The 24466-nt window shown below is 62.3% G+C and carries 26 protein-coding genes; 16 read left to right on the plus strand and 10 right to left on the minus strand.

Annotated elements, in window-relative coordinates:
* Positions 1-59 precede the first annotated feature (59 nt).
* The 8 genes from PQQ52_RS01510 to PQQ52_RS01545 all read left to right on the plus strand — a co-directional run bounded on the left by PQQ52_RS01510 (position 60) and on the right by PQQ52_RS01545 (position 8177).
* The gene (locus PQQ52_RS01510) at positions 60-587 is read left to right on the plus strand and encodes a FapA family amyloid fibril periplasmic chaperone (RefSeq protein WP_408206194.1); all 528 of its coding nucleotides are present in this window, start codon (positions 60-62) and stop codon (positions 585-587) included.
* A gap of 44 nt (positions 588-631) precedes the next feature.
* Complete coding sequence (locus PQQ52_RS01515) at positions 632-1210, plus strand: FapB/FapC family functional amyloid domain-containing protein (protein ID WP_408206772.1); 579 nt, start codon at positions 632-634, stop codon at positions 1208-1210.
* A 26-nt stretch (positions 1211-1236) separates the two neighbouring features.
* Positions 1237-2628, plus strand: coding sequence for a FapB/FapC family functional amyloid domain-containing protein (locus PQQ52_RS01520; protein ID WP_408206195.1), 1392 nt, complete (start codon positions 1237-1239; stop codon positions 2626-2628).
* A gap of 90 nt (positions 2629-2718) precedes the next feature.
* Entirely contained in the window at positions 2719-3429 is a 711-nt protein-coding gene (locus tag PQQ52_RS01525; protein ID WP_408206196.1) for a C39 family peptidase, read from the plus strand.
* 7 nt (positions 3430-3436) lie between these two features.
* Positions 3437-4237 (plus strand): peptidase C39, encoded by an 801-nt coding sequence (locus tag PQQ52_RS01530; RefSeq protein WP_408206198.1) that lies wholly within the window; start codon positions 3437-3439, stop codon positions 4235-4237.
* A 104-nt stretch (positions 4238-4341) separates the two neighbouring features.
* The gene (locus tag PQQ52_RS01535) at positions 4342-5778 is read left to right on the plus strand and encodes a hypothetical protein (RefSeq protein WP_408206200.1); all 1437 of its coding nucleotides are present in this window, start codon (positions 4342-4344) and stop codon (positions 5776-5778) included.
* A 24-nt stretch (positions 5779-5802) separates the two neighbouring features.
* The gene (locus PQQ52_RS01540; protein ID WP_408206202.1) at positions 5803-7371 is read left to right on the plus strand and encodes a sigma-54 dependent transcriptional regulator; all 1569 of its coding nucleotides are present in this window, start codon (positions 5803-5805) and stop codon (positions 7369-7371) included.
* 305 nt (positions 7372-7676) lie between these two features.
* Entirely contained in the window at positions 7677-8177 is a 501-nt protein-coding gene (locus tag PQQ52_RS01545) for a dihydrofolate reductase (RefSeq protein ID WP_408206204.1), read from the plus strand.
* Between the two features lie 164 nt (positions 8178-8341).
* On the opposite strand, the gene pmbA is transcribed toward PQQ52_RS01545, so the two are convergent.
* On the minus strand, positions 8342-9712 hold the full coding sequence (gene pmbA / locus PQQ52_RS01550) for a metalloprotease PmbA (RefSeq protein ID WP_408206206.1): 1371 nt from the start codon (positions 9710-9712) through the stop codon (positions 8342-8344).
* Between the two features lie 319 nt (positions 9713-10031).
* On the opposite strand from pmbA, the gene yjgA reads away from it, so the two are divergent.
* A complete protein-coding gene (gene yjgA / locus PQQ52_RS01555) occupies positions 10032-10643 on the plus strand; it encodes a ribosome biogenesis factor YjgA (RefSeq protein ID WP_408206774.1) in 612 nt (203 codons plus the stop codon).
* The gene (mog, locus tag PQQ52_RS01560) at positions 10624-11268 is read left to right on the plus strand and encodes a molybdopterin adenylyltransferase (protein WP_408206208.1); all 645 of its coding nucleotides are present in this window, start codon (positions 10624-10626) and stop codon (positions 11266-11268) included. Before yjgA ends, mog begins: the two co-directional genes overlap by 20 nt.
* Positions 11269-11324: 56 nt before the next feature.
* Here the strand turns inward: mog and orn are convergent, their stop codons facing one another.
* Positions 11325-11933, minus strand: a complete 609-nt coding sequence (gene orn, locus PQQ52_RS01565) for an oligoribonuclease (RefSeq protein WP_408206210.1) — start codon at positions 11931-11933, stop codon at positions 11325-11327.
* A gap of 168 nt (positions 11934-12101) precedes the next feature.
* On the opposite strand from orn, the gene PQQ52_RS01570 reads away from it, so the two are divergent.
* Genes PQQ52_RS01570 through PQQ52_RS01580 form a run of 3 tightly spaced genes read left to right on the plus strand, consistent with a single transcriptional unit; the run spans position 12102 to position 14659 of the window.
* Positions 12102-13361, plus strand: a complete 1260-nt coding sequence (locus tag PQQ52_RS01570) for a M48 family metallopeptidase (protein ID WP_408206211.1) — start codon at positions 12102-12104, stop codon at positions 13359-13361.
* A complete protein-coding gene (gene rsgA, locus PQQ52_RS01575) occupies positions 13358-14308 on the plus strand; it encodes a ribosome small subunit-dependent GTPase A (protein ID WP_408206213.1) in 951 nt (316 codons plus the stop codon). The genes PQQ52_RS01570 and rsgA overlap by 4 nt, the downstream gene beginning before the upstream one ends.
* A 30-nt stretch (positions 14309-14338) precedes the next feature.
* Positions 14339-14659: a putative signal transducing protein gene (locus tag PQQ52_RS01580; RefSeq protein WP_408206215.1), complete on the plus strand. Its 321-nt coding sequence runs from the start codon at positions 14339-14341 to the stop codon at positions 14657-14659.
* A 149-nt stretch (positions 14660-14808) separates the two neighbouring features.
* On the opposite strand, the gene PQQ52_RS01585 is transcribed toward PQQ52_RS01580, so the two are convergent.
* From PQQ52_RS01585 to rpsP, 6 genes are all read right to left on the minus strand, one after another.
* The gene (locus PQQ52_RS01585) at positions 14809-15747 is read right to left on the minus strand and encodes a CobD/CbiB family protein (protein WP_408206217.1); all 939 of its coding nucleotides are present in this window, start codon (positions 15745-15747) and stop codon (positions 14809-14811) included.
* A 115-nt stretch (positions 15748-15862) separates the two neighbouring features.
* On the minus strand, positions 15863-16579 hold the full coding sequence (locus tag PQQ52_RS01590; protein ID WP_408206219.1) for a CoA pyrophosphatase: 717 nt from the start codon (positions 16577-16579) through the stop codon (positions 15863-15865).
* Between the two features lie 93 nt (positions 16580-16672).
* Positions 16673-17062 carry a 50S ribosomal protein L19 gene (gene rplS, locus PQQ52_RS01595; RefSeq protein WP_012433948.1) on the minus strand — a complete coding sequence of 130 codons (390 nt, stop codon included), beginning with the start codon at positions 17060-17062 and terminating at the stop codon, positions 16673-16675.
* 155 nt (positions 17063-17217) lie between these two features.
* Positions 17218-17985 carry a tRNA (guanosine(37)-N1)-methyltransferase TrmD gene (gene trmD, locus PQQ52_RS01600; RefSeq protein ID WP_408206221.1) on the minus strand — a complete coding sequence of 256 codons (768 nt, stop codon included), beginning with the start codon at positions 17983-17985 and terminating at the stop codon, positions 17218-17220.
* Between the two features lie 24 nt (positions 17986-18009).
* Positions 18010-18744 (minus strand): ribosome maturation factor RimM, encoded by a 735-nt coding sequence (gene rimM / locus PQQ52_RS01605; RefSeq protein WP_408206222.1) that lies wholly within the window; start codon positions 18742-18744, stop codon positions 18010-18012.
* Positions 18745-18861: 117 nt separating this feature from the next.
* Entirely contained in the window at positions 18862-19116 is a 255-nt protein-coding gene (rpsP, locus tag PQQ52_RS01610; protein WP_006050280.1) for a 30S ribosomal protein S16, read from the minus strand.
* Between the two features lie 172 nt (positions 19117-19288).
* On the opposite strand from rpsP, the gene PQQ52_RS01615 reads away from it, so the two are divergent.
* Both PQQ52_RS01615 and PQQ52_RS01620 read left to right on the plus strand, forming a co-directional pair.
* Positions 19289-20497 (plus strand): PQQ-dependent sugar dehydrogenase, encoded by a 1209-nt coding sequence (locus PQQ52_RS01615; protein ID WP_408206224.1) that lies wholly within the window; start codon positions 19289-19291, stop codon positions 20495-20497.
* 186 nt (positions 20498-20683) lie between these two features.
* The gene (locus tag PQQ52_RS01620) at positions 20684-21151 is read left to right on the plus strand and encodes an NINE protein (RefSeq protein WP_408206226.1); all 468 of its coding nucleotides are present in this window, start codon (positions 20684-20686) and stop codon (positions 21149-21151) included.
* A gap of 16 nt (positions 21152-21167) precedes the next feature.
* On the opposite strand, the gene PQQ52_RS01625 is transcribed toward PQQ52_RS01620, so the two are convergent.
* On the minus strand, positions 21168-22313 hold the full coding sequence (locus PQQ52_RS01625) for a PA0069 family radical SAM protein (RefSeq protein WP_408206228.1): 1146 nt from the start codon (positions 22311-22313) through the stop codon (positions 21168-21170).
* Between the two features lie 97 nt (positions 22314-22410).
* Entirely contained in the window at positions 22411-22899 is a 489-nt protein-coding gene (locus PQQ52_RS01630) for an Lrp/AsnC ligand binding domain-containing protein (RefSeq protein WP_035547518.1), read from the minus strand.
* A gap of 169 nt (positions 22900-23068) precedes the next feature.
* Between PQQ52_RS01630 and PQQ52_RS01635 the strand changes: the two genes are divergently transcribed.
* Positions 23069-24355 carry a D-amino acid dehydrogenase gene (locus PQQ52_RS01635; RefSeq protein WP_408206230.1) on the plus strand — a complete coding sequence of 429 codons (1287 nt, stop codon included), beginning with the start codon at positions 23069-23071 and terminating at the stop codon, positions 24353-24355.
* The last annotated feature ends 111 nt before the right edge of the window (positions 24356-24466 follow it).

Consider the following 24466-nt stretch of genomic DNA (forward strand, 5'->3'; position numbering starts at 1 on the left):
GGCGGCTGTGGCGTACCCAACACACCACGCGCTAACAGGACAAGAACAAGGACCGAGACATGACCACTTCAACCCGGACGCCGCGTGCACACAGGTCGCCGGCGGCATCGTCCACCCCGTTGCCGGCAGCGCTGGCAACCATCGTCGCCTTGCTCGCCACGTGTTTCGCCGTCGGCGCCGCCGCGCAACAGACCGTCAACCCGGGCGACATCATTGTCGAGCGCACGGTCACGCCACGCGATGCCTTCGTGTCGGTGCCGCGAGACCAGGACCCGGTCGCGGTGCGTGCCACCACGTTCCCGGCCAATAGCTTCAATCCGGCCATCGCCCAGCTTGTCGGCGATACCGACCTGACGAATGCGCACGGATCGAGCGGTGTCGCCGACGGCGGCGTGCTCGGTGGCACCGGCATGCAGGCGGTTACGCAAATCCTGAGCGGCAAGACGACCGGCAACAACATCGCGCTGAACGCCGGGGGCATCGGCATGCCGGGCCCGGGCATCGGCGGAACCATCACCTCGTCGGTGACGGGTGCGCTGGCGCCGCTGTCAAGCGCCCTCTCCGGCTCGCTCGGAGGTCTGAAATGAGCGCGCTCAAAGTCCGGCCACTGCATGTGGCGCTGTTTGTCTGCATGAGCGGCTCGGTCCTTGTGGCGAGCCATGCCCATGCGCAAGCAGTGCCCAAGGTCGGCGCCGACGCGACGATCGGCAACGGTGCCGGCGCTGGCGTCACCGGCGCGTTCACGGTCAATGAAACGGCCGGCATCAATAACGCGCAACTCAATCAGGTCACGGTTTCGAACGGCGGCGTAGTCGGCAACGACAACGCCAGCGTGCAAAGCGCGACGGCGGCCGCGAAGGTCACGAATGCGCGGGCCTCGATCGAAGCCAATGCTTTTTCGAATACATCCGGTGCGGTGCTGGTGAACCAGTCCGCCGGAGCAGGGAATCTGCAGCGCAACAGCACTCAGTTGGGTACTGCTGCACTCGGAGTCGAGACCGTCTCGGATGGGGAGCTATCCGCGACGGCCCCGAAAAATGGAGGTCTGGGTCAATCAATCGGGGTTCATAGCGTGCGTGAGGCAAACATATCCAGCGATGCCTTCAGGAACGTCAGCGGGATCGTGCAGATCAACCAGACAGCCGGCGCCGGTAATGCCACGGCAAACAGTTTTGTGCTCCGTCCCCCGGCGGGCACTTTTTTTAACTGACCACACTTAAAGTATCGGAGCGAATCATGAAGCGCACTCTTATTGCTGCAGCCGTTCTCGTCGCCGCATCCAGCAGCGCGTTCGCCGCACCGCAAAAGGCCTACCTGTTCAACGCCACGCTAGTCGGCGAAGCAGTAGGCGTCGAAGGTCTGGTGGGCCTGTATGGTTGCGTGCATGTGTCAAGCACGGCGGGCGCAGTCATCAACAACAATCAGTCGGTCACCGTGAATGCGACGCTCAATCCGCAAGCACAGAGCTACACGACCGGTCACGTGACGACTTCCGTCAACAACAACTCTTCGTCGATCAATGCTAGCGGTACGGCCTTCGCTGTGACATCGCAAAGCCACTCGTCGTCGTCGTCCGGCTCGCAAGGCTACCAGGCCTCGGCTGGTTATGCGTACGGCAATCAAAGCAGCTCGGTGGCGGGTGGTGGCTATCAAACCAGCCAGCAGGCATCCGGCATTGAAGGCGGCTTCACCCATACCAGTCAGAATTCCGGCGGCCATATCGCAGCCGGCGGTTCGATCGGCGGCAGTTACAACTATCAGGGCTTCAACACACCGTTCTTCGGCGAAGGCTCGGCCCATGCAAGCGGCGGCTTCCAGGCCGGATATAACGAATCGAGCTACGCCAACACCTCGGGCCTAGCGGGTGGTTTCGAAGCATCGCAAGCTTCCGGACAAGGCAGTGTCTGGGGCTACAAAGCCAATCAAGGTTCGGGCTTCGTGGCGGTCGGCGAGCAATCGTCCGGCTACTCGAACAGCAAGTCGTCCTCCACGGACGCTTATGGCGCAGCCTGGGGAATCGACGCGAGCCTTGCGACGACTGACGTGACGGTCAAGGGTTCGGTGACGCAGCACATCAACACGCAAGCGGCAGGAACGCTGACTGCAACGACGGGCGCCAATGCCGCTAACGGTGTGTCGGGCAACCTTGGCATCAACATCGCGGAAGGCATCAGCAATGCCCAAAGCAACGATGTCTCGCTCGCTTCGGTCGACATCGGCAACGTGTTCGGCAACGCGCAGATCTTCAACAACCAGTCCTCGGGTGGCTACGCCAAGATCAACAATTTCAATCTGAATGCGTCGATCGGGGACGGCTCGCTGTCGGGCGTGACGGGCAATGTCGGGGTGAACGTGGCCTCGGGTATCGGCAACGTGCAGAACAACAGCCTCGCCGGTGCAGTGACGACGACAACGCCGGGCAACGCGCAAACCACCGCGATGATCGCCACGGATGACAACTCGCAAACCGCCGGTATGACGGTCGTGGGTCAATTCCAGGGTACCGCGATGTTGGGTGCAGGCGCACTTGCCAATGCATCCGGCAACATCGGTGTGAATATCGCCGGTGGCGCGGGCAACCTCCAGCACAACGGTCTCGCGATCGCTGCGCTGAACAGCGGCAAGTAAGTGTCGGACAGGTAGAAGAAGCCTAAAAGAAGGGAGGCACGCGCCGACCGCCATGAGAGCGGTCGGCGCGTGTAAAAGCAGGAGACCAGCATGTCCGGGTTCAAGGGGTTCCCGGCGCTACAGTTCGTTGTAGCGCTGGCAGGGTGCACTTTGTGCGTCAGCAGCTATGCACAGGCGCGCATCGACACGTCCACCTTCGTGGGCGTTCCGTTGACCAAGACGGTTCGTTCGATGCGGGACATCCGCTACAACCACATCGTCAATCAGCAGTTCGATTACAGCTGCGGTGCGGCGGCGCTCGCCACCCTCCTCAAATACGGCTATGGCATCGACATTCCGGAGACCGAACTGATTCGCCGGATGATGGTTTTCTCGACGCCCGAAGTCGTTGTCAAAAATGGCTTCTCAATGCTCGACATGAAGAAGTTCGTCGAGACCGTCGGCCTGCGCGGCCGCGGCTTCCGCGTCAGCGCCGACGCGCTTGAGCACTTACAGATCCCCGTGATGGTTCTGATGAACATCGACGGGTATGAGCACTTCGTGATCGTCAAGCATGCACAGGAGGGCCGCATCTTCATTGCGGACCCCGCGCTCGGCAATCGCATCGTGCTCAAAGAAGACTTCGCCAAGACCTGGAACGGCCTCGTGTTCGCGGTTCTCGGCAAACCCTTCAGGGAGGATTCACCGCTATTGCAGGACAACGAGTCGCTCGCGCTCAAGCTTCGCGCCAACGCGCTGGCTAACGGCACTGCGGCGACTCCCTTTGTCGAGTACGGCTTGATCAAGGCAGACCTGTTCTGACCCAACCATGAAGCGCCACCTTTCACAGTTAGGCCTCGCAATCTGCACCACGATGTGCAGCCTGACCAGCAACGCCTTTGCATCAGAAGCCGCCGGCTCGCCACCGGTGCCCGAGTTTCTTGCTGCTCACGACATCGACTCCGCCGCCATCAAGGTGCAGATGGTGGACGACGATGTCCTCGCCAATCAGACCGGCAAATATGCCGGCGCCACGATGATTTCAGGCTTCGTTCTGAGTGTCCTTTCGCAATGGCAGTTGCCCAACGGCGTGACCGCCCTCGCCCAAGGCACGCTCTCCGCCGTGCAGAACGCAGCGGGTCAAGTGAGCACGGCCGTCAACACGCTTGCCAGCGTGACCGGCGGCGGATCCGGCAATTCCGGCGCCAATCCCAACGCGCAGGCAAACGGTGGGCAGAGCATTTCGGTCAACGGCGTTTCCCAAGTCACGCAAGTGGCGGGCGATCGAAATGCCGGCTCGAACTCCGCAATCATTGATTTCAATAATAGTGCCGTGACGCTGACGGGGACCGCCAATGCACCGTCAGCAGCGGCCAGTAATTCGACCGGCTCAATCAAAGCCGGCATTTCGTTCGGCAGCAACGGTATCAGCGTCGCGCTGCAGACTCCGGCCGGGTTCGCCACCCAGACCATCACGCCAGGCAACGGGCAAATCGCCCAGTTGCTGCAGATTGCAGGCAATAACCAGCAAGTCGCCAACGCATTGCAGTTGCATCTGCAGACGCAGCAGATGTCGGCCGCAATGATCCGTCAGCTAGGCGTACTACAAGCTCTGCAAAACAGGAGATGACCATGCGGGCCGCCACCCGCCTATAGCAGCACATGCAGTACTGATACGGCAGCGCGTCGCCAGGAGACAGGTGGCGCGCCGCCGGAACACCGGGGGAACACAAAATGAACAATTTTTCATCGACAAAGGTGCCGCGCATGGCACTGGCGGCTATTCCCGCCGCCGTGATGCTATTCGCACTTTCGCAAGGAGCGAGCGCGCAAGCGCTCGCCGGACAATCGATCGACGATCGTCTTAACACGTTGATGCGGGTGGTCGACGAGCAGCAGCGGCAGATCCACTCACTTGAGCAGCAGGTCACCAATCTGGAAATGGCGGAGCGCGGCCGCGGCGTGCCGGGCTACGGTGCGCCGGCAGGTAGCGAAGCCGTGGCCGAGCAGCCCGGCGCCGACGGCCTGCCGGTACCACTGCCGCCACTCGCGCAGCTCAACCCCGGCACGCCCGCGCCGGGCGGTAACACGGGCACGGCGACCGGCGTGCCGGTCAATCCGCCGCCGCCCGATGGCAGCAACGCAGGCGGTTTGCCTGCCGCCACCGACGGCAGCGGCGCGATCGGCACGACCCAGAGAGCCGCCGAACCGGTGCGTACGCAAGCCGAAGAAGCCGTCGTACAGCGCGAGCATGCGCCGCTCTTCGATCACAAGCTGACGCTGGACTGGGGCATCAGCGATACCTACTACGATCGCCGCCAGTTGCAGCTGTCGGGCTTCCTCGCGCTCGACGCGATTTTCCTCGGCAACATCAACCTGGGCGAGACCAAGTCGCACCAGGTGATGGCCGATCTCGATACGCGCTACGGCTTGACCGACCGCATGAGTATCGACGTCGACGTGCCGTACATCTACCGGCATAGCAACTTCATCGTCGGCGGCGCCGGCGGCGCGGCGAGTACGCTGTCCGATGCATCCGTGAACGGCAGCGATATCGGCGACGTCAATTTCGGGATCTACTACCAGTTCCTGAAAGAGACCAATAGTCTGCCGGACATCGTCGGCAGTCTGCGTATCAAAGCGCCGACCGGCTCGTCGCCGTTTGGCGAAAAACTGGTGCAGGTGGACAACGACAACACCAACCTGGTGGCGCCCAGCAAGCTGCCCACCGGCACGGGTTTCTGGAACATCACCGCCGGCGTTTCGCTGTTGAAGACGTATGACCCGGTGGTGCTGTTCGGCAGTCTTTCGTACACCTATAACATTGCGCGCTCGTTCGCGGACATCTCGTCGGTGCAAGGACAAACCGAGCCGGCGACGGTCAAGCTCGGTGACATCGTGCAGTTCGGCGGTGGCGTGGCGCTGGCGTTCTCCGATAAGGACTCCGCCAGCATCTCCTACACCATGGCGCTCGAACCCGAGTCGCAAACGCGTGCGCCGGGTGGCTCTTATTCCAAGGTGCCAGGCAGTGAAACTACGGCTGCGGCGCTGAATTTCGGCCTGAACCACGTCGTGAACAAACACCTGACCATCAACGGCTCGGTCTCCGTCGGCTTGACCCCGGATGCGCCGAACTTCGTGGTCGGCGTGCGGTTTCCCTACACCTTCTGACGTGTCAACAAAACGAGGTCGAACGTGCGTGAATCACCTCATCTAACCAGTGTTACTTCGGTGGCGGGCGCGGGATCGCATATGACGCTTGCGCTGCCGAAGGAGATCCCTGCGGGCCGCTCGCTCGAAGCCGTGACGAACCGTCCTGCAGTGGCGGCGGTGGCTTCGGTGGCTTCGATGGGTACGCCAGCCACCCATGCGCACGCCGAACGCACAGTGCTGTACGTGGCGCGTACGCCGGACGAGACGCTCGTCGCGCATCTGAAAAGCCGCGGCTGGACCGTCGCGGTGGCGCGCTCGGCGCATGAACTCGGCAAGCTCGTGAAGCCCGACGTGGCCTGCGCCGGCATTGTCGATCTAGCAAGCTTCCCGCCGCGCGATCTGGGCGGGCTCGAAGCGAGCTTGCGCCAGCAGCAGGTCGGCTGGATCGCGCTCGCCACCAACGAAAGGCTTGGCGATCCGCTGGTGCGTCGACTCGTGCGCCACTACTGCTTCGACTACGTGAAGATGCCGGTGGCAAACGCAACGGTCGACTATCTGGTCGGCCACGCCTTCGGCATGGTGACGCTGTGCGAACCAGAACTCGCCCCGCCTGTGAGCGACTCAGGTGACGAGGAAATGGTCGGCACCTGCGAGGCAATGCAGAACCTCTTTCGCACCATTCGCAAGGTGGCCAACACGGATGCGAGCGTGTTTATCTCCGGCGAGTCGGGCACCGGCAAGGAACTCACCGCGCTCGCGATTCACGAACGCTCGCCGCGCCGCAAGGCGCCGTTCATCGCGATCAATTGCGGCGCGATTCCGCATCATCTGTTGCAATCCGAACTATTCGGCTACGAGCGTGGCGCATTCACCGGTGCGAATCAGCGCAAGATTGGCCGTGTCGAAGCAGCCGATGGCGGCACGCTGCTGCTCGACGAAATCGGCGATCTGCCACTCGAAAGTCAGGCGAGCCTGCTGCGTTTTCTGCAGGAAGGCAAGATCGAACGCCTCGGCGGTCGCGAATCGATTCCGATTGACGTGCGAATTATTTCGGCTACCCACGTCGACCTCGAAAGTGCAATGCGCGAAGGGCAGTTCCGTGCCGACCTGTTTCACCGGCTGTGTGTGTTGCGAGTGGATGAACCGCCGTTGCGGGCGCGTGGCAAAGACATCGAAATCCTCGCGCATCACATCCTGCACAAGTTCAAGATCGATAGCGCCCGCAATATTCGCGGCTTCACGCCGTCGGCGATCGAGGCGCTGTACAACTACAACTGGCCCGGCAATGTCCGCGAGCTGATCAACCGGGTGCGCCGCGCAATCGTGATGGCCGAGAACAAGCTGATTTCCGCCGACGACCTCGACCTCGGGCAGTTCACCGAGCAGCAGACCATGAGCCTCTCACAAGCGCGCGAAGCCGCCGAGAAGCGCGCGATCGAAGCGGCGCTGCTGCGCCATCGTCACCGCCTGAACGAGGCGGCGGTGGACCTGAATATTTCGCGCGTGACGCTGTACAGGCTAATGGGCCAGCACGGACTGCGGGAGCTGAGTGCGGCCGACGAGAAGGCATCGTTGGAAACGTTCGCCGCCGATGAGCCTTCGCACGAATGACGGGACGTCAGGCACGGTATCCGGCACCGTGACGCGCGGCGCCGGCTGGGTTCGCTTGCGCGGCCCGCGTGCGTGACGGACCTGCCAGGTTGGGATACTGCTTGCCCGGCAGGCGCTTTTCAGCCTGCCTCGGTGGAAGCACTGACTGCCCGGCCAGTGCTTCAATGCCCCGCCATGGCGGAAGTCGTAAGCCGGTCAGGCTGGCGCCGGCGTAGGTGCCCGTCCGGGCTCCGAGCCGGCTTGCATCGTAGTGCCGGCTTGCGCCTCAGGTAGAATCAGCCTGGTTACGTTCCCCTTTCCATTCGATGACGACGCTCACCCTGATCGTCGCTCGCGCCAATAATGGCGTGATCGGCCGCAACAACCAGTTGCCCTGGCGACTTCCCGAAGACCTCGCGTTCTTCAAGCGCACCACGATGGGTGCGCCGATCATCATGGGCCGCAAGACGCATGAATCGATCGGCCGGCCGTTGCCGGGACGCCGCAACATTGTCGTGACACGGGATGCCGCGCGGCGCTTCCAGGGCTGCGACGCGGCCACCACCCTCGAGGAAGCGCTGAAGCTCGCCGCGCAGGACCAGGCGCCGGAAGCATTTCTGATCGGCGGCGCGCAGTTGTATGCAGAAGGTTTGCGTCAGGCGGACAAGCTGATCATCACCGAGATTTCCGCCGACTTCGAAGGCGACGCCACGTTCCCGGAACTCGATGAAAGCGAGTGGGAAGAAGTCGCGCACGAAACGCATCGCGCGGACGCGCCGAACGATTTCGACTATGCGTTCGTGACTTATAAGCGTAAGGGTGCTTGAGGATTTGCGTTGAACCTGGCAGATCGGGCTTCAGGCGTCGAGCATTTGCCACCAGCCTCAATGCGCGCATAAAAAAACGCCACGCAATGGCTTGCGTGGCGTTTTTTTTCGGCCTTCTTGTGCGACCGGACTGCGCCGGTCTGCAGCCGCGTTAATCGAACCGCTTACTGCCCGGCAATCGTCATCCGTTCGATCAGCACCGAGCCCGTTTCCTTGGTGCCGCGCGTGATCGTATCCGCGCCGATCGCGACGATATGGCGGAACATCTCCTGCAAGGTACTCGCCACCGTGATTTCCTCGACCGGATACTGGATCTTGCCGTTTTCGACCCAGAAACCCGACGCGCCGCGCGAATAATCGCCCGTCACATAGTTCACGCCCTGCCCCATCAATTCGGTCAGCAGCAGGCCCGTGCCGAGCTTCTTCAGCATTTCTTCGAAATCGTCTTCCGGACGCGTCTTCGAGCTGCGCAGCGACAGATTGTGCGAGCCGCCCGCGTTGCCGGTGGTCTGCATGCCGAGTTTGCGCGCCGAGTAAGTGGACAGGAAGTAGCCTTCCACCACGCCGTCCTTCACCACCGAGCGCTGTTTGGTTCGCACGCCCTCTTCGTCGAACGGCGCGCTGCCCATCGCACGCGCGACGTGCGGATCTTCGACCACCTGGACGTGCGGCGCGAACACCGGCTTGCCGAGGCTGTCGACGAGGAACGAGGTCTTGCGGTACAGCGCGCCGCCGCTCGTTGCCTGAACGAACGCGCCGAGAATGCCGGCGGCAAGCGGCGCTTCGAACAGCACCGGCACCTTGCGCGTATCAAGCCCGCGCGCGCCGATGCGCGACAGCGCCCGTTGCGCTGCGTAACGGCCCACCGCCTCCGGATCGGCAAGGTCGCCCGCGCTACGGGTCGACGTGTACCAGTCGTCACGCTGCATATTGCGCGCGCTGCCGGCAATCGGCGCGCACGCGATGTAGTGACGCGAGTACGGATAGCCGGCGAGGAAACCGCGCGAGGTCGCCAGCACGAATTGCGAGTGCTGTGCCGAGACGCTCGCGCCTTCCGAATTCTTGATCTGCGGATCGGTCGCGAACGCTGCGTCTTCCGAGCGCCGGGCGATTTCCACCGCCTCGTCGGCCGACAGATTCCACGGGTGATACAGATCGAGATCGCGCGGTGCGGTTTCGAGCAAGTCTGCTTCGGCGAGGCCCGCGCAGTCGTCTTCAGCGGTGAAGCGGGCGATGTTGTATGCCGCCGCGACCGTATCCTTCAAAGCCTGCGATGAAAAGTCCGAGGTGCTCGCGTTGCCGCGCTTGTTGCCGATGAACACCGTCACGCCGACCATCTTGTCGCGGTTATGTTCGATCGTCTCGACTTCGCCGCGCCGCACGGAGACGGACAGGCCGTCGCCTTCGGAAATCTCGGTCGCCGCGTCGGTACCGCCGAGCGACTTCGCGTGACGAAGGATGTCCGAGGCGATTTCCTTCAGTTCATCCTGGGTGTGCGGAAAAAAGCGCTGCTTGACGTCCATGTCTGCTGCCATTGTCGTTGCCGTCCTGTTCGGGGCCGCGCGGCCCTGTGTGTTCGCCCATGTCACGCACGTGCAGACACATTGGCGTGCGTATGTGCGTGCGTATGTACGTGGTTACGCATCCCGCGATCATAGCAAGGTCCGCGAAGCTGTACCTGGCATTCGCGGTGCGCATTCGCCAAATCCATTCGCCTCGCTCGTGCGCCAGAAACAGGCGCGCTTGCCCTCACCGCGGCTCGCCGGGTTGGCCATGCTCGCAAAAACCGGCGCGCAAGGCTTTGTGCGCAGCAGCACGGCAGGTTCGGAGGGCGCGGCACGCTACAATATCGGTATGACACGCAAAACCCGCATTCAACCCATCGAGTCCGCCGAGCCGGAAGTCGACGAGAACGGCTACGACCGTCCCAGCAAGTCCCAGCTCAAGCGCGACATGCATGAGCTGCAGGAGTTGGGCTCGGCGCTGATCGCGCTGCCCAAAGACGCGCTCAAGCGCATGCCAATGCCCGAAAAGCTCGACGACGCCGTGCGTGAAGCACGCCGCATCACCGATCACGAAGGCAAGCGCCGCCAGGTGCAGTACGTCGGGCGCGTGATGCGCTCGCTGCTGGACGAGGAAACCGCCGCGCTGCGCACCGCGCTCGATACCTATAACGGCGTCAACAAGGCGGAAACGGCCAAGCTGCACTGGATCGAGCGCACCCGCGAGAAACTGCTCGCCGACGACGCCGCGCTGACGGAATTCATCCGCCAGCACCCGAATGCCGACCCGCAGCAGGGCCGCACGCTGATCCGCAACGCCCGTAAGGAAGCGCAGCAAAGCAAGCCGCCACGCTACTTCCGCGAACTGTTCCAGTGGATCAAAAACGCCGACGGCCCGTCTGCAGAAGCAGATTCCGACGCGGAAGACGCTCTTGAAGACGACGATGACGACCGCGACGCCTAAGCCGACGCGTCAGCATCCCGACGAAATCGTGATCGGCCTTGTGTCGATCAGCGACCGCGCGTCCACCGGCGTGTATGAAGATAAAGGCATCCCGGCGCTGCAGGAATGGCTCGGGCTTGCCCTGAACTCGCCATTTCAGGTGATCACCCGCCTGATTCAGGACGAAGCGCCCATTATTTCCACCACGCTGATCGAACTGGTCGACGAACTCGGCTGCGATCTGGTGCTGACCACCGGCGGCACCGGCCCGTCGCGCCGCGATGTGACGCCGGAAGCGACTTTGGCGGTGGCCACGAAGGAAATGCCGGGTTTTGGCGAGCAGATGCGGCAGATCAGCCTGAATTTCGTGCCGACGGCGATTCTGTCGCGCCAGGTGGCGGTGATCCGCGAAACGGCCGGGCATGCCGCGCTGATCGTCAATCTGCCGGGTCAGCCGAAGTCGATCAAGGAAACGCTCGAGGGCCTGCGTGACGCCGAAGCAGGCGGCGCGGTCAAGGTGCCGGGGATTTTCGCCGCGGTGCCCTATTGCATCGACCTGATCGGCGGGCCGTATATGGAAACCAACGCCGACGTGGTGAAGGCGTTCCGGCCGAAGAACGCAGTGCGCGCGCCTCGGCAGGATTGAGGCCGAAGCCGCGACGGCATGTCTGCCCGGCCGGCGGCTCCGAACCGGTGGCTGTGTTACTCCGCAGCCGGCGATTCAGAAGCCCCCGGAATCAGGAAATGCTCGCGGTAGTACTTCAGCTCATCGATCGATTCATGGATGTCCGCCAGCGCCGTGTGCAAGGCGCGTTTCTGGAAACCCTTGTAAATCACCGGCTGCCAGCGGCGGCACAGCTCCTTCAGCGTGCTGACGTCGAGATTGCGGTAATGAAAGAAACGCTCCAGATCCGGCATCCAGCGCGCCATGAAGCGGCGGTCCTGGCAGATCGAGTTGCCGCACATCGGCGATTTGCCAGGCGGCACATAAGCGCCAAGAAAGTCGCGAATCTGCTCCGTGGCGTCAGCTTCGCTCACGGTCGACGCCTTCACGCGATCGATCAGACCCGAGCGGCCATGCGTGTTCTGGTTCCACTGATCCATTTTGGCGAGCGTTTCGTCGCTCTGATGAATCGCCAGCACCGGCCCTTCGACCAACCTGTCGAGCGTCGAATTCGTCACCACCACCGCGATTTCGATGATGCGGTCGGTGTCCGGCTCGAGCCCGGTCATTTCCATGTCCAGCCAGACGAGATTCATGTCGCTGCGCACGAGCGGCGGCTGTTCGGTGGATGAGAGGATGTCAGTCATGAAGGCAACCCTGATGGCCGGGCAGACGGCTTACTGGAAGCACGCTTGCCTCAGCAATTGTTCGTATGAGATTGGTTTGAGCCGGTTTGGGCCGGTTTGGACTTATCGCCCCCGCCGCCAGGCGGGAAGAAACATATAATTCTCGCATAGATACCACGGAATCCCCGGATGCCTACCCTGTACTTCACTGTTCTGTTCGTCGTCGCCGTGGTGGCGATGGTCGGCACCAAACTGTGGCTCGCGTCGCGGCAGATCCGCTTCGTGGCCGGCCATCGCGAGCAGGTGCCGAGCCAGTTTGCCGGCACCATCGCGCTCACCGCGCATCAGCGCGCCGCGGACTACACCGTCGAACGCACCCGGCTGACGATGATCGAAATCGTCGTCAGTGCGGCTGTGTTGATCGGGCTGACGCTGCTCGGCGGCGTCCAGGCACTCGATCGGGCGATTTCCGACTGGCTGGGCCGCGGCTACGCCGGCCAGATCGCGCTGGTCGCGGCGGTGATCGCGATCACCAGCGTGATCGACCTGCCGTTCGAGTACTACCGGCAATTCGTGGTCGAACAGCGCTTCGGCTTCAACCGGATGAGCAAGGGTATTTTCTTCCTCGACCGCCTCAAGGGCGTCCTGCTCGGCGCCGCGTTCGGCCTGCCGCTGCTGTTCGTCGTGCTGTGGCTGATGAACCAGGCGGGCAGCCTGTGGTGGCTGTGGACATGGATCGTGTGGGTCGCGTTCCAGATGCTCGTGCTCGTGCTGTATCCGTCGTTTATCGCGCCGCTCTTCAACAAGTTTGAGCCGCTCAAGGACGACGCGCTGAAAAGCCGCATCGAAGCGCTGATGCAGCGCTGCGGCTTCGCGGCCAAAGGCCTGTTCGTGATGGACGGCAGCCGCCGTTCGGCGCACGGCAATGCGTATTTCACCGGCTTCGGCGCCGCCAAGCGGATCGTGTTTTTCGATACGCTGCTCGCGCGCCTGTCGGGCAACGAGATCGAGGCGGTGCTCGCGCACGAACTCGGCCACTTCAAGCGCCGTCACGTGATCAAGCGGATGATCGTCACGTTCGCGATCAGCCTCGTGATGCTCGCCCTGCTCGGCTGGCTGACGCAATGCGTGTGGTTCTATGAAGGACTGGGGGTGCGGCCGTCGCTGATCGGCGGCAATAGCGGCCTCGCGCTGGTGTTGTTCTTCCTCGCGCTGCCGGTCTTCCTGTTCTTCGTCACGCCGCTCGGCAGCCTGAGCTCGCGCAAGCACGAGTTCGAAGCCGACGCCTTCGCCGCCACACAAACCGATGCGCAAGACCTCGTCAACGCGCTCGTCAAGCTGTATGAGGACAACGCGTCGACCTTGACACCCGATCCGCTCTACACCGCGTTCTATTACTCGCATCCACCAGCGTCGCAGCGGATCGACCGCCTGCTGCGGCACGCATGAGCGGCCGCTCCCCGAAAGCGCCGCGCGCGCCGTCCAGCACGCGCGTAGGCGGGCTCGTGATTGCGGCTCATGGGCGCCACTACATGGTCGCGCCGGAAGACGGCAGCCCGATGCTCCAGTGCTTCCCGCGCGGCAAGCGCAGCGAAGTGGCGGTCGGCGATCGCGTGATTTACGAACCCACTTCGGCGGATCAGGGCGTGATCGTCGAGATCGGCGAGCGGCGTAATCTGCTGTATCGCTCGGATCAGTACAAGTCGAAACTCTTTGCCGCGAACCTCGATCAGTTGCTGGTCGTGCTCGCGACCGAGCCGCACTTCAGCGAGGACCTGCTCGGGCGCGCGTTGGTTGCCGCAGAGGCACACGAGCTGAAGCCACTGATCGTGCTGAACAAGACCGACGTGACTGGCGCGCTGGAAGGCGCGCGCAAGCGGCTCGAATCGTATCGCGCACTCGGCTACACCGTGCTCGAAGTGTCGATCAAGACGCAGCCTGACGCCGCGCGTAGCGTTTTGATCGAGCATCTGCAAGGTCACTCGACGCTGCTGCTCGGCCAGTCGGGCATGGGCAAATCGACGTTGGTGAATCTGCTGATTCCGAATGCCGAAGTCGCCACACGTGAGATCTCGACCGCGCTGAACAGCGGGCGGCATACCACTACGTTCACGCGGCTCTACCCTTTGCCCGGTGGTGACGGTGGTGACGGTGGTGCGTTGATCGATTCGCCGGGCTTCCAGGAATTCGGTCTGCATCATCTGACCGAAGGCCGGCTCGAACGCGCGTTTCCCGAGTTCCGGCCGTTGCTGCCGAACTGCCGCTTCTACAACTGCCATCACTTGCAGGAGCCGGGCTGTGCGATTCTCGAAGCGGTTGCCGATGGTCACATCCGGCGCGAACGGCACGCTCTGTATGCGCAACTGGTGCACGAAGCCAGCCAGATCGTGCGCTGAGGCGCGTCGCTGTCAACCCATGGATCCACGATGAAACTGATGCGCGCGCCGAATCTGATCATCGGACAGCATTGGGTCAATGTGCTCGAGACGGCGGGCATTGCTTGCGAGTTGCACAACCGTTATCTGAACGGCGCGCTCGGCGATATTCCGGCGGATCAGTGCGCGCCGGAACTGTGGCTCGTCGATGAACGCGATGAGGCGATGGCGCGACGCCTGATCGACGTGGCTTCACATGGACCGGCTGCGGGCTCGCCGTCCTGGCGATGCCGGCAGTGCGGAGAAACGCTCGAAGCGCAGTTCACGGTGTGCTGGCAGTGCGGGACGGCGCGTGATCCGTTGGATGGGTGAAGCGGTTGGGTGTGGCCGATAGACGGAGAAGCGGCTCGGACTCAGGTACCACGCGGTAAAGTCACTGTGGCGTGAGCAATAAAAAAGCCGGGTGCTACCCGGCTTTTCTCTGCGTTGCGTGAGTCACGCGCTGAATCAAGCGAGCTGCATCACGCCAACCACACCGCGATCGTCAGCATTAGCAGCAAAATCATCCACAGCACCACCGCGCGCCACACCAGACCCACCGCCGATTGCAGCGTGCGCGGCGTGCAGTCGTCGCCGACCTGCATCGGTCCGCCGTCGCCGGTAGCCAGCGCGTCAAGGCTCGACTGCTCGGCGAGCGGCCCACTCAGACGCGCACCCAACGCCCCACTGCCCGCGGCCAGCAACACGCCGTCGTTCGCATCCGGCCACTGACGCGCGTGGTTTCGCCACGCATAAATCGCGTCTTCGAAATTACCGACGATCGCGAAGCCCAGCGACGTGAGCCGCGCCGGCACCCAGTCGATCACGAAGAAGGCACGCTGCGCAAAACTCGAAAACGCAGCGGTGCGATCGTCGACCGGCCGCGCCCACGTGCGCGCCAGATACTCGGCAATCCGATATAGCACCGCGCCGGCGGGCCCGACCGGAATCAGGAACCAGAAAAACACGCCAAACACGTGCCGGTGCGAAGCAACCACCGCGTGAATCAGCGTATGGCGCACGATCTCGCTAACGGGCATGTCGACCGTGTCGAGCCCGGTCCATTCATTCAGGATTTCACGCGCGCGCGGCACATCGTCGTTGTTCAACGCGAGGTGAATGTCGGTGAAGTAATGGCTGAACTGCCGGAAGCCGAGCGTGAAGTACAGCACCGCGACGTTCCACAGGAAGGCCAGCGTGAAGTGAATGTGATACAGCACGTAGTAGACGAGCGCGACGGCTAGCGTCCAGGGCACCACCACCACGAGCCACGCGAGCACGCCGTGTTTGGGCTTGCCGGCATCGAATCCGTGCGCCGCCGACTCCGCATGGTATTGAAGCAATGCCGCCACCGGATTGTTCAGCGACAGCGCGCGCACCTGTTCAATAATCAGAGCCAGTAATACGGAGAAAAAAGTCATGCGATGCGCCGTGCTTTTTGAGTTTTTACGATTGTTTTATAACGATAGCACAGGGTCGGATGCGACTGAGCCCAGACATTGACAAACACTCGACAACTGCACAGACCGACGTCGCTCACGCCGCGAGAAAGCGATAGAAGTTGCGCAGCATCGCCGCCGTCGCGCCCCAGATGAAATAGTGGCCGCCCACCTGGCGCTCGCGATCTTCAGCTTCCGCCGACGCGGCCCGCGGATAGGGCATGGCGAAGAAACGGCGCTCGCCGCCTTCGTAACGAAACACCCGCTCCTCGTGGTGCGCGGGATCCATTAAAAAGGCGAGCGGCACTTCGAAGACGTCGGCTACTTCGAGTGCATCGGCTTTCAACGTGAATGGCGGGTGCACGAGGCCGATCACAGGCGTCACACGAAACCCGGTGCCCGTCAGATAGTCGGGCAACGCGCCCAGAATTTCCACGCGCGACGGATCGAGGCCGACTTCTTCCTGCGCCTCGCGCAGGGCCGTGGCGGTCGCATCGGCGTCGAACGGTTCGTGGCGGCCGCCGGGAAAACTCACCTGGCCAGCGTGGTCGTTCAGATGGTCGGCACGCTGGGTCAGCAGCACGGCGAGGCCGTTATCGCGCACGACCAGAGGTACCAACACGGCGGCAACGCGCGGATCGACGTGCTGATTGCGCCAGGGCGCTTCGATAATCGGCTCGGGCGTCCAACTCAGACGCTGCTCGAAACGCGCACGCAGACCGTCGGGCGTCAGGCGCCCGGCAACCACCGGTGGCAGATCGGCACCCGTCGCTTCGACAGGTAGAGTTTCAGGCTCAAAGGCGGGGCGGATCAACGGGTCTCTCGGAATGAGCGGATAGGGGACATTCCGCTATTTTGACCTGGCAAACAAAAAAGCACCCGCGAGGGGTGCTTTTTCTTACAGCTTTTACGCTTCCGGAGCAGCGCGGTCTTTCTTTGCGACCAGCTTTTCCTTGATCCGAGCCGACTTGCCCGAACGGTCGCGCAGGTAGTACAGCTTCGCACGACGCACATCGCCACGACGCTTCACGACGATGCTTGCCAGCAGCGGCGAGTACGTCTGGAACGTACGCTCGACGCCTTCGCCCGACGAAATCTTGCGGACGATGAACGACGAATTCAGACCACGGTTACGCTTGGCGATCACGACGCCTTCGTAAGCCTGAACACGCTTACGCGTACCTTCAACCACGTTCACGCTAACGATCACCGTATCGCCGGGGGCGAATTCGGGGATGGTCTTCTCGCCGAGAGCGCGGCCGATTTCTTCCTGCTCGAGTATTGCAATCAGATTCATCACTGACTCCTAAGTCCATCTTGTCGGCGTTCGTACCTGCCTCGCGTAGGGTTTGCCTATTGCGCGCGGCTACGGCCCCGATAGAGGATGGGTTCACATCTGGCACCGTACACGCATGTGCGGCGCCGCCTATGTCCGCTCGAAAGCCCAAGGCTTTACGCCTTCGACACTTCCTTCGCGAGACTCGTAAGCCATGCCTCGTCGGCACGGCTCAACATCTTGTTCTTTCTGGCCTTCTGAATCAGATCGGGCCGTTTGTTCAACGTGTTGCGCAACGCTTCACGCCGACGCCATGCTTCGATTTCCGCATGATGGCCGCCAAGCAGTACATCAGGCACACGCACACCGTCGTATTCCTCCGGACGCGTGTAATGCGGACAATCCAGCAGCACGTCGACGAAACTGTCTTGCACCGCAGATTGCGAGTCGTTCAGCACGCCAGGCAACTGACGCACCATGGCATCCATCAACGCCATGGCCGGCAATTCACCGCCGGACAGCACGAAGTCGCCAAGACTGACTTCTTCGTCGACGACACGGTCGAGCAAACGCTGATCGATCGCTTCGTAGCGCCCGCACAACAGGATCAGGCCGGGCTCGGCAGCAAACTGCATGACACGGTCGTGATTCAGCGTAGCACCTTGCGGCGACATCATCACGACGCGCGACGCGCCGATGCCCTGCTCCGCCTGCGCCGCTTTCGCCGCGCCGATCGCGTCTTCCAGGGGCTTGGCCAGCATCACCATGCCGGGGCCGCCGCCGTACGGGCGATCGTCGATTGTGCGGTAGTTGTCGGTCGTGAAATCGCGTGGATTCCACGTGCGCAACCCGTAGCGCTCCTGCTTCGCCGCACGGCTGGTAATACCCCAGTCGGTCAGCGCACGAAACATGTCAGGAAAGAGCGTCACGACATCGAACTGCATCGCTCTCTCCATTCAGCGAGTTATTTAGTAATCGGCATCCCAGTCGACGATGATCTGCTTCGCCGCCTGATCCACCGTTTTGACAAAGACGCCGACGAACGGGATCAAACGTTCGCCGGTGACCGGCTTACCGCTTTTGTCGGTATCCGGGTATTCGATGCGCAACACCGAGTGCGCACCGTTGTCGATCATGTCCGCAACCTTGCCGAGGTTGACCCCGGCAACGTTCACCACATCCAGGCCGAGCAGGTCGACCCAGTAGAATTCATCGGCTTCGAGGGCCGGAAACTCACTGCGGCTGATATAAACGCGCGTGCCGCGCAGTGCCAGCGCCACATCGCGGTCAGTTACACCGCCCAGATGGGCAACGATACTGTCGCTATGCGTTTTTGCGTGTAATGACGGCGCCGACTTGCGCTCCTGGCCTTTCAGCAACCACCAGCGCTTCGCGCTTAGCAACGCGTCTCCGCCGTGCCCGGCGTCCGCATGCGCGGCCACCTTGACCCAGCCTTTGAGGCCGTAAGCGTCGACGATTGCACCGACCTCGACCGCATCGGCCGGCCAGCTTCCCACCGTTTCCGCTCGCATTTCTTCTGCGCTGGAACCGGTGCTTGCAACTTTGGCTTTCGCCTTGCCTTCGGCCCCTTCGACCGGCTTGCGGACGAATGCACCGAACGGCGCCTGACCAGACGTCTTCGCGCGCGGGGCCGCCGCTTTTGCCTTCACGCGACCTGAACTGCTGGAATCACGCACAGACATAAGAGACCCTCGCTGCCAACTTCGACGTCTGTTTCAGCAAAACTCGCGCATCGGACTGCTCACGCAAGCTGCGCGAGCCGCCGGCCGAACCGACGACGATACGCATGCTAGCTACCATTAAGCAGCCGGCTGCGCCTTTTGCGCTTCTTTCACGAGACGCTCGACGGTCGGCGACAGTTGTGCGCCAACGCCTTGCCAGTACGTCAGGCGGTCTTGAGCGATACGCAGCGATTCACCCTTCGTAGCGACCGGGTTGTAGAAACCAACGCGTTCGATGAAGCGGCCGTCACGACGGTTACGCGAATCGGTTGCGACGATGTTGTAGAACGGGCGCTTCTTGGAGCCGCCACGAGCCAAGCGGATGATGACCATACTAGAATCCTTGAAAACCGGGGTTCGGAACGACTGAAACACGCGATTATAGCGGGAAACCGACGCCATAACAAACACTTACCGGGATAAACTGAGCAACGGGGTTGCGCCGGCCATGCAGGCGGGTCCTCCGGATCACGCCGAAACGCCCGAATTACCTGATGGAACGCCCGTGAAACTCCTGCCTCCGCCTGCGTTTTTCTTCGCCTCGCTCGCCGTCTTTCGGCAAGTTGTCGGGTCTTCGCTGCTTGCCGGCTTTTCGCGCGCCGCCCGTGTTCAGGCGCGACGAACCGGCGCGGCGCTGTTGCTTGCCGCCACGGCCCTGCCGGCGCTAGCCGCGCTGCCGGTCGAGCGCATCAAACTGCCGCCGGGCTTCCATATTGAGGTGTTGTCGGACGCGGTGCCGAGCGCGCGGGCCATGGCGCTTTCGCCGAAGGGCATTCTTTATATAGGCAGCCTCGACGGCCACGTTTACGCACTCGAACTACAGAATGGGCGCGTGGCGGCCCGTCACGTGCTCGCTTCCGGACTGGAAACGCCGGCAGGCGTGGCGTGGCGGGATGGCGCACTGTATGTGTCCGCGGTGTCGAGAATTCTACGCTTCGACGCGATCGACGCCCATCTGAACGACCCGCCCAAGCCCGTCGTTGTCACCGACAACCTGCCGACAGAAACGCATCATGGCTGGAAATTCATCGCCTTCGGGCCGGACGGCAAACTATACATACCACAAGGCGCGCCCTGCAACGTCTGCCTGAAAGATCGCGACCGCTTTGGGCTGTTGGCCCGCATGGATCCGGACGGCAGCCATTATGAAGTCGTGGCGCGCGGCATTCGTAACACGGTCGGCTTCGCGTGGCATCCAGTGACGCACGAGCTATGGTTCACCGACAACGGCCGCGACCTGATGGGCGACGACGTACCCGACGACAAGCTCAACCGCGCGCCGCGGGCCGGCATGGACTTCGGATTTCCGTACTGCCATGGCGGCGATACGCCCGACCCCGAATTCGGCAAAGACCATCCGTGCAGCGCTTTCACGCCGCCGGTTGTCAAACTCGGTGCGCATGTCGCTTCGCTCGGCATGCGCTTTTACAGCGGTTCGATGTTTCCAGCCGCGTATCGAGACACTATTTTTATCGCCGAACATGGCTCGTGGAATCGCAGCAAGAAGGTCGGCTACCGGGTCGTGCGGGTGATCACCAACCCGGACGGCAGCAACGCGCATCAGCAAGTCTTTGCCGAAGGCTGGCTCCAGCAGGGCGAAGCGGTGTGGGGCCGCCCAGCCGACGTCCAACCGATGCCGGACGGTTCGCTCCTGATCAGCGACGACTATGCTGGCGCGGTCTACCGCGTGACCTACTCGGCGCCTTCGCTGTAACCATTGAGCAGTCGCGCGCTCCGCCGGCCACCCCACCAAACTCGCGGCGCCCTCAGTCACTCGCGCTGCCAAGCGCGATCGCACGCCGCTCGGCCGGCGCCACGCGGCGTGGCGTAGAATGCGCGTCGGTCCGCGCCCACCGGCGCCCCGCTCCTTTCGACCGCCTGTCACTCAGCTCTGGCCTACATGTCCACTCTTGCTTCGACTTCCTCGCATTTCAGATCCAAGACGATTACCGCCGCGCTGGCGTTCTTCTTCGGCAGCCTTGGCGCACACCGCTTCTATCTGCACGGCATGCGCGACATTTACGGCTGGGCTCATCTGCTCGGCACGCTGATCGGGATTCCGGGCGTCATGCTGGTAGTGGCAAGCGAGCGGGCTTCGATGCTCGGCTGGGCGCTCGCTTTTTTCGGCGCCGTTTCGCTGCTCTCCGCTTTTCTGGCCGCGATCGTCTACGGCCTGCGTCCCGATGAAAAATGGGATGCGCAGTTCAACGCACAAACCCAGCGCAAAAGCCGCTCCGGCTGGACCGTCATTTTCATCGTGATCTTTTCGTTGTTGATCGGCGCGTTCCTGCTGATGACGGGGCTCGCGATCTCATTCCAGACTTACTTCGAAGGCCAGGTGCAAGCCGCCAAAGCGCTGTCGCAATAACCGCCTGCGCTTTACGCTAAAAGAGGTTCATTTGAGGATTGTCGCGCGCCGGCGCTTCGGCACGCGAGGGCTCGCCGCGGCGAAAGTGCGACATATCCAGAATCCCGCGATCACGCCGGTTCAGCCCCAAACGGCGCGTGGCTTTCTGGAATCGCTGCTTTAGCAGATCCGCCCACAAGCCTTCCCCCTTCATTCGAGTGGAGAAGTTCGAGTCGTAGTCCTTCCCGCCTCGCATATCGCGTACGCGGCTCATCACCCGGTCAGCACGATCAGGAAAATGCGCCGCGAGCCAATCCTTGAATAGCGGCGCAACTTCCCACGGCAAGCGCAGCACGATATAGCTCGCATTACATGCGCCGGCCTCCGCACAGGCCTCCAGCACGCGCTCCATGTCCGGCTCGGTAACGAACGGAATCACCGGCGCAATGCTGACACCAACAGGAATGCCCGCCTCGCTCAACGTACGGATCGTGCGCAGTCGACGCGACGGCGTAGCCGCGCGCGGCTCGAGCGTGCGCGCGATATCCGCATCCAGCGTGGTGATGGTGATGGCCGCCATGAACTGCCCGCGCGCCGCCATGGGCGCGAGCAGATCGAGATCGCGCTCGATCAGCGACGATTTCGTGATTGCCGCGAACGGATGGCCCCGCTCGCTGAGCACTTCGATTATCCGCCGCGTAAGCCGCAAATCACGCTCAACAGGTTGCCAGGCGTCCGTATTGACGCCCAGCGCGATCGGCTCGGGCACATAGGACTTCTTCGACAACTCGCGCTCGAGCAATTCCGGCGCATTGATCTTCGCGTAGATGCGGCTTTCGAAGTCGAGCCCCGGCGACAACCCCAGATAACTATGTGTAGGCCGCGCGAAGCAGTAGATACAACCATGTTCGCAGCCCCGATACGGGTTCAGCGATACGCCAAACGGAATATCTGGCGACGCATTGCGCGTGAGAATGGTTTTGGCCCGTTCTTCGAAAACCTGCGTGCGTAGCACCTTCGGCTCGCCGTCTTCCTCCGGCGACGAAAGCCAGCCGTCGTCCACCACTTCGCGCTGGTCGACTTCATAGCGGCCTTGCAGGTTCGTCACCGCACCGCGCCCCTTGCGAGGCGCCGGCGGAGCGATCGGAAATTCGTTGACGGAGTGGGAGTCGGAATCGGTCACGGCTGGATCACACAAAACAAAAACGGCGTAAAACACCTGTATAAATATACAGTGTTTACGCCGTTTGTCGAGTCCTGCTGCGCAGCTACCGCACGAGCTAATCGCCAACCGCGATCGTCAGCGTTTCCTTGATCTCTTCCATCACCACGTAGCTCTTCGACTGCACCGCACCGGGCAGTTGCAGCAGGATGTCCCCCAGCAGCTTGCGATAGTCGGCCATTTCGCCGATACGCGCCTTGATCAGATAGTCGAAGTCGCCCGAAACGAGATGGCACTCCAGCACTTCGGGGATCTTCTGCACCTCGCGGCGGAACTGGTCGAACATGTTGCCGCTTTTGTGATCGAGCGTGATCTCGACAAACACCAGGAGCGCCGCGCCCAGCTCAGCCGGGTTCACACGTGCGTGATAGCCGGTGATCACGCCGTCGCGCTCCATCCGCTTGACGCGCTCGATACAAGGCGTGACCGACAGCCCAACCTGTTCGGCGAGGTCTTTCATCGCCATTCGGCCGTCCTGTTGCAGGAGCCGCAGGATCTTGTGATCGAGCTTGTCGAGGGATCGAACCGGCTGGCGCTGTGTACGCATAGGGTTTTTACTGAAAATCTTGAAAATACAATAACAAAACCTACCTGACTGTTAATAGTATAGCGGTTAACACTGGGCGATCCTCGTTACACCTCGTTAATCGGACGAATTCAAACGAACCGACGAGCATACCGCCCTCAGAACTCTTATTGGATATCCTGGAGCAGCTATGCGAGTCGTCGTTTTGGGCAGTGGCGTTGTCGGAGTGACGAGTGCTTATTACCTGGCGCGCGCCGGTCATGAAGTGACCGTCATCGATCGCGAGGCCGGCCCAGCGCTCGAAACCAGCTTTGCCAATGCCGGTCAGATCTCACCGGGCTACGCGTCGCCGTGGGCAGCACCGGGTGTACCGCTAAAGGCTGTCAAGTGGATGTTCCAGAAGCATGCGCCGCTGGCGATCCGCCTCGACGGCACGCAATTCCAGCTGCAATGGATGTGGCAGATGCTGCAAAACTGCACTTCGTCGCGTTATGCGGTGAACAAGGGGCGCATGGTCCGCCTCGCCGAATACAGCCGCGATTGCCTGCAAGCGCTGCGCGCCGAAACCGGCATCCAGTACGAAGGCCGCACCGGCGGCACGCTGCAGGTATTCCGCACGCAACAGCAGTTCGACGGCGCCGCGAAAGACATCGCCGTGCTGCAGGAAGCCAACGTGCCGTATGAACTGCTGTCGCCGACAGAACTCGCGCAAGCCGAACCGGCGCTCGCCGCGGTCTCGCACAAGCTGACGGGCGGTCTGCGCCTGCCGGGCGACGAAACCGGCGATTGCCAGATGTTCACCACGCGCCTCGCTGCGCTGGCCGAACAACTGGGCGTCAAGTTCCGCTACAACACCCCGATCGACGCACTCGCCATGGCGGGCGACCGCATCGCCGGCGTGCAATGCGGCGATGAACTGGTGCGCGCGGATTCATTCGTCGTGGCACTCGGCTCATACTCGACCAAATTCCTGTCCGGTCTCGTGAAGATTCCGGTCTACCCGCTCAAGGGTTATTCGATCACCGCGCCGATCGTCAACAAAGCGTCCGCACCAATTTCGACTGTGCTCGACGAGACGTACAAGATCGCGATCACGCGTTTCAACGACCGGATTCGCGTCGGCGGCATGGCCGAGATCGTCGGCTTCGACAAATCGCTGCGCCAGGCGCGCCGCGAAACGCTGGAACTGTGCGTGAACGATCTGTTCCCGGGCGGCGGCGATACGTCGAAGGCTACGTTCTGGACCGGTCTGCGTCCGATGACGCCGGACGGCACGCCGATCGTCGGCCGCACCCCGGTGCCGAACCTGTTCCTGAACACGGGTCACGGCACGTTGGGGTGGACGATGTCGTGCGGCTCGGGCCAATTGCTGGCCGACGTGATGTCGGGCAAGCAGCCGGTGATCAAGGCGGACGATCTGTCGGTGCATCGCTATCTCGGCGAGACTGGCGGCGCGCATCGTCCGGCTTATGCCTGAGGCTTAGGGACCAAGATTGAGGGATCAGGGTTTAAACGATTAACGCTTCGCGAGCGGTTGAGCCAGTTTTTTGATCGCTGAGAAACCGGCCTGACAAAAGCAAACGGCGCC

Origin of the sequence: Paraburkholderia sediminicola (genome assembly GCF_046030555.1) — a bacterium.
In the GTDB taxonomy this organism is placed as follows: Bacteria; Pseudomonadota; Gammaproteobacteria; order Burkholderiales; family Burkholderiaceae; genus Paraburkholderia; species Paraburkholderia sediminicola_E.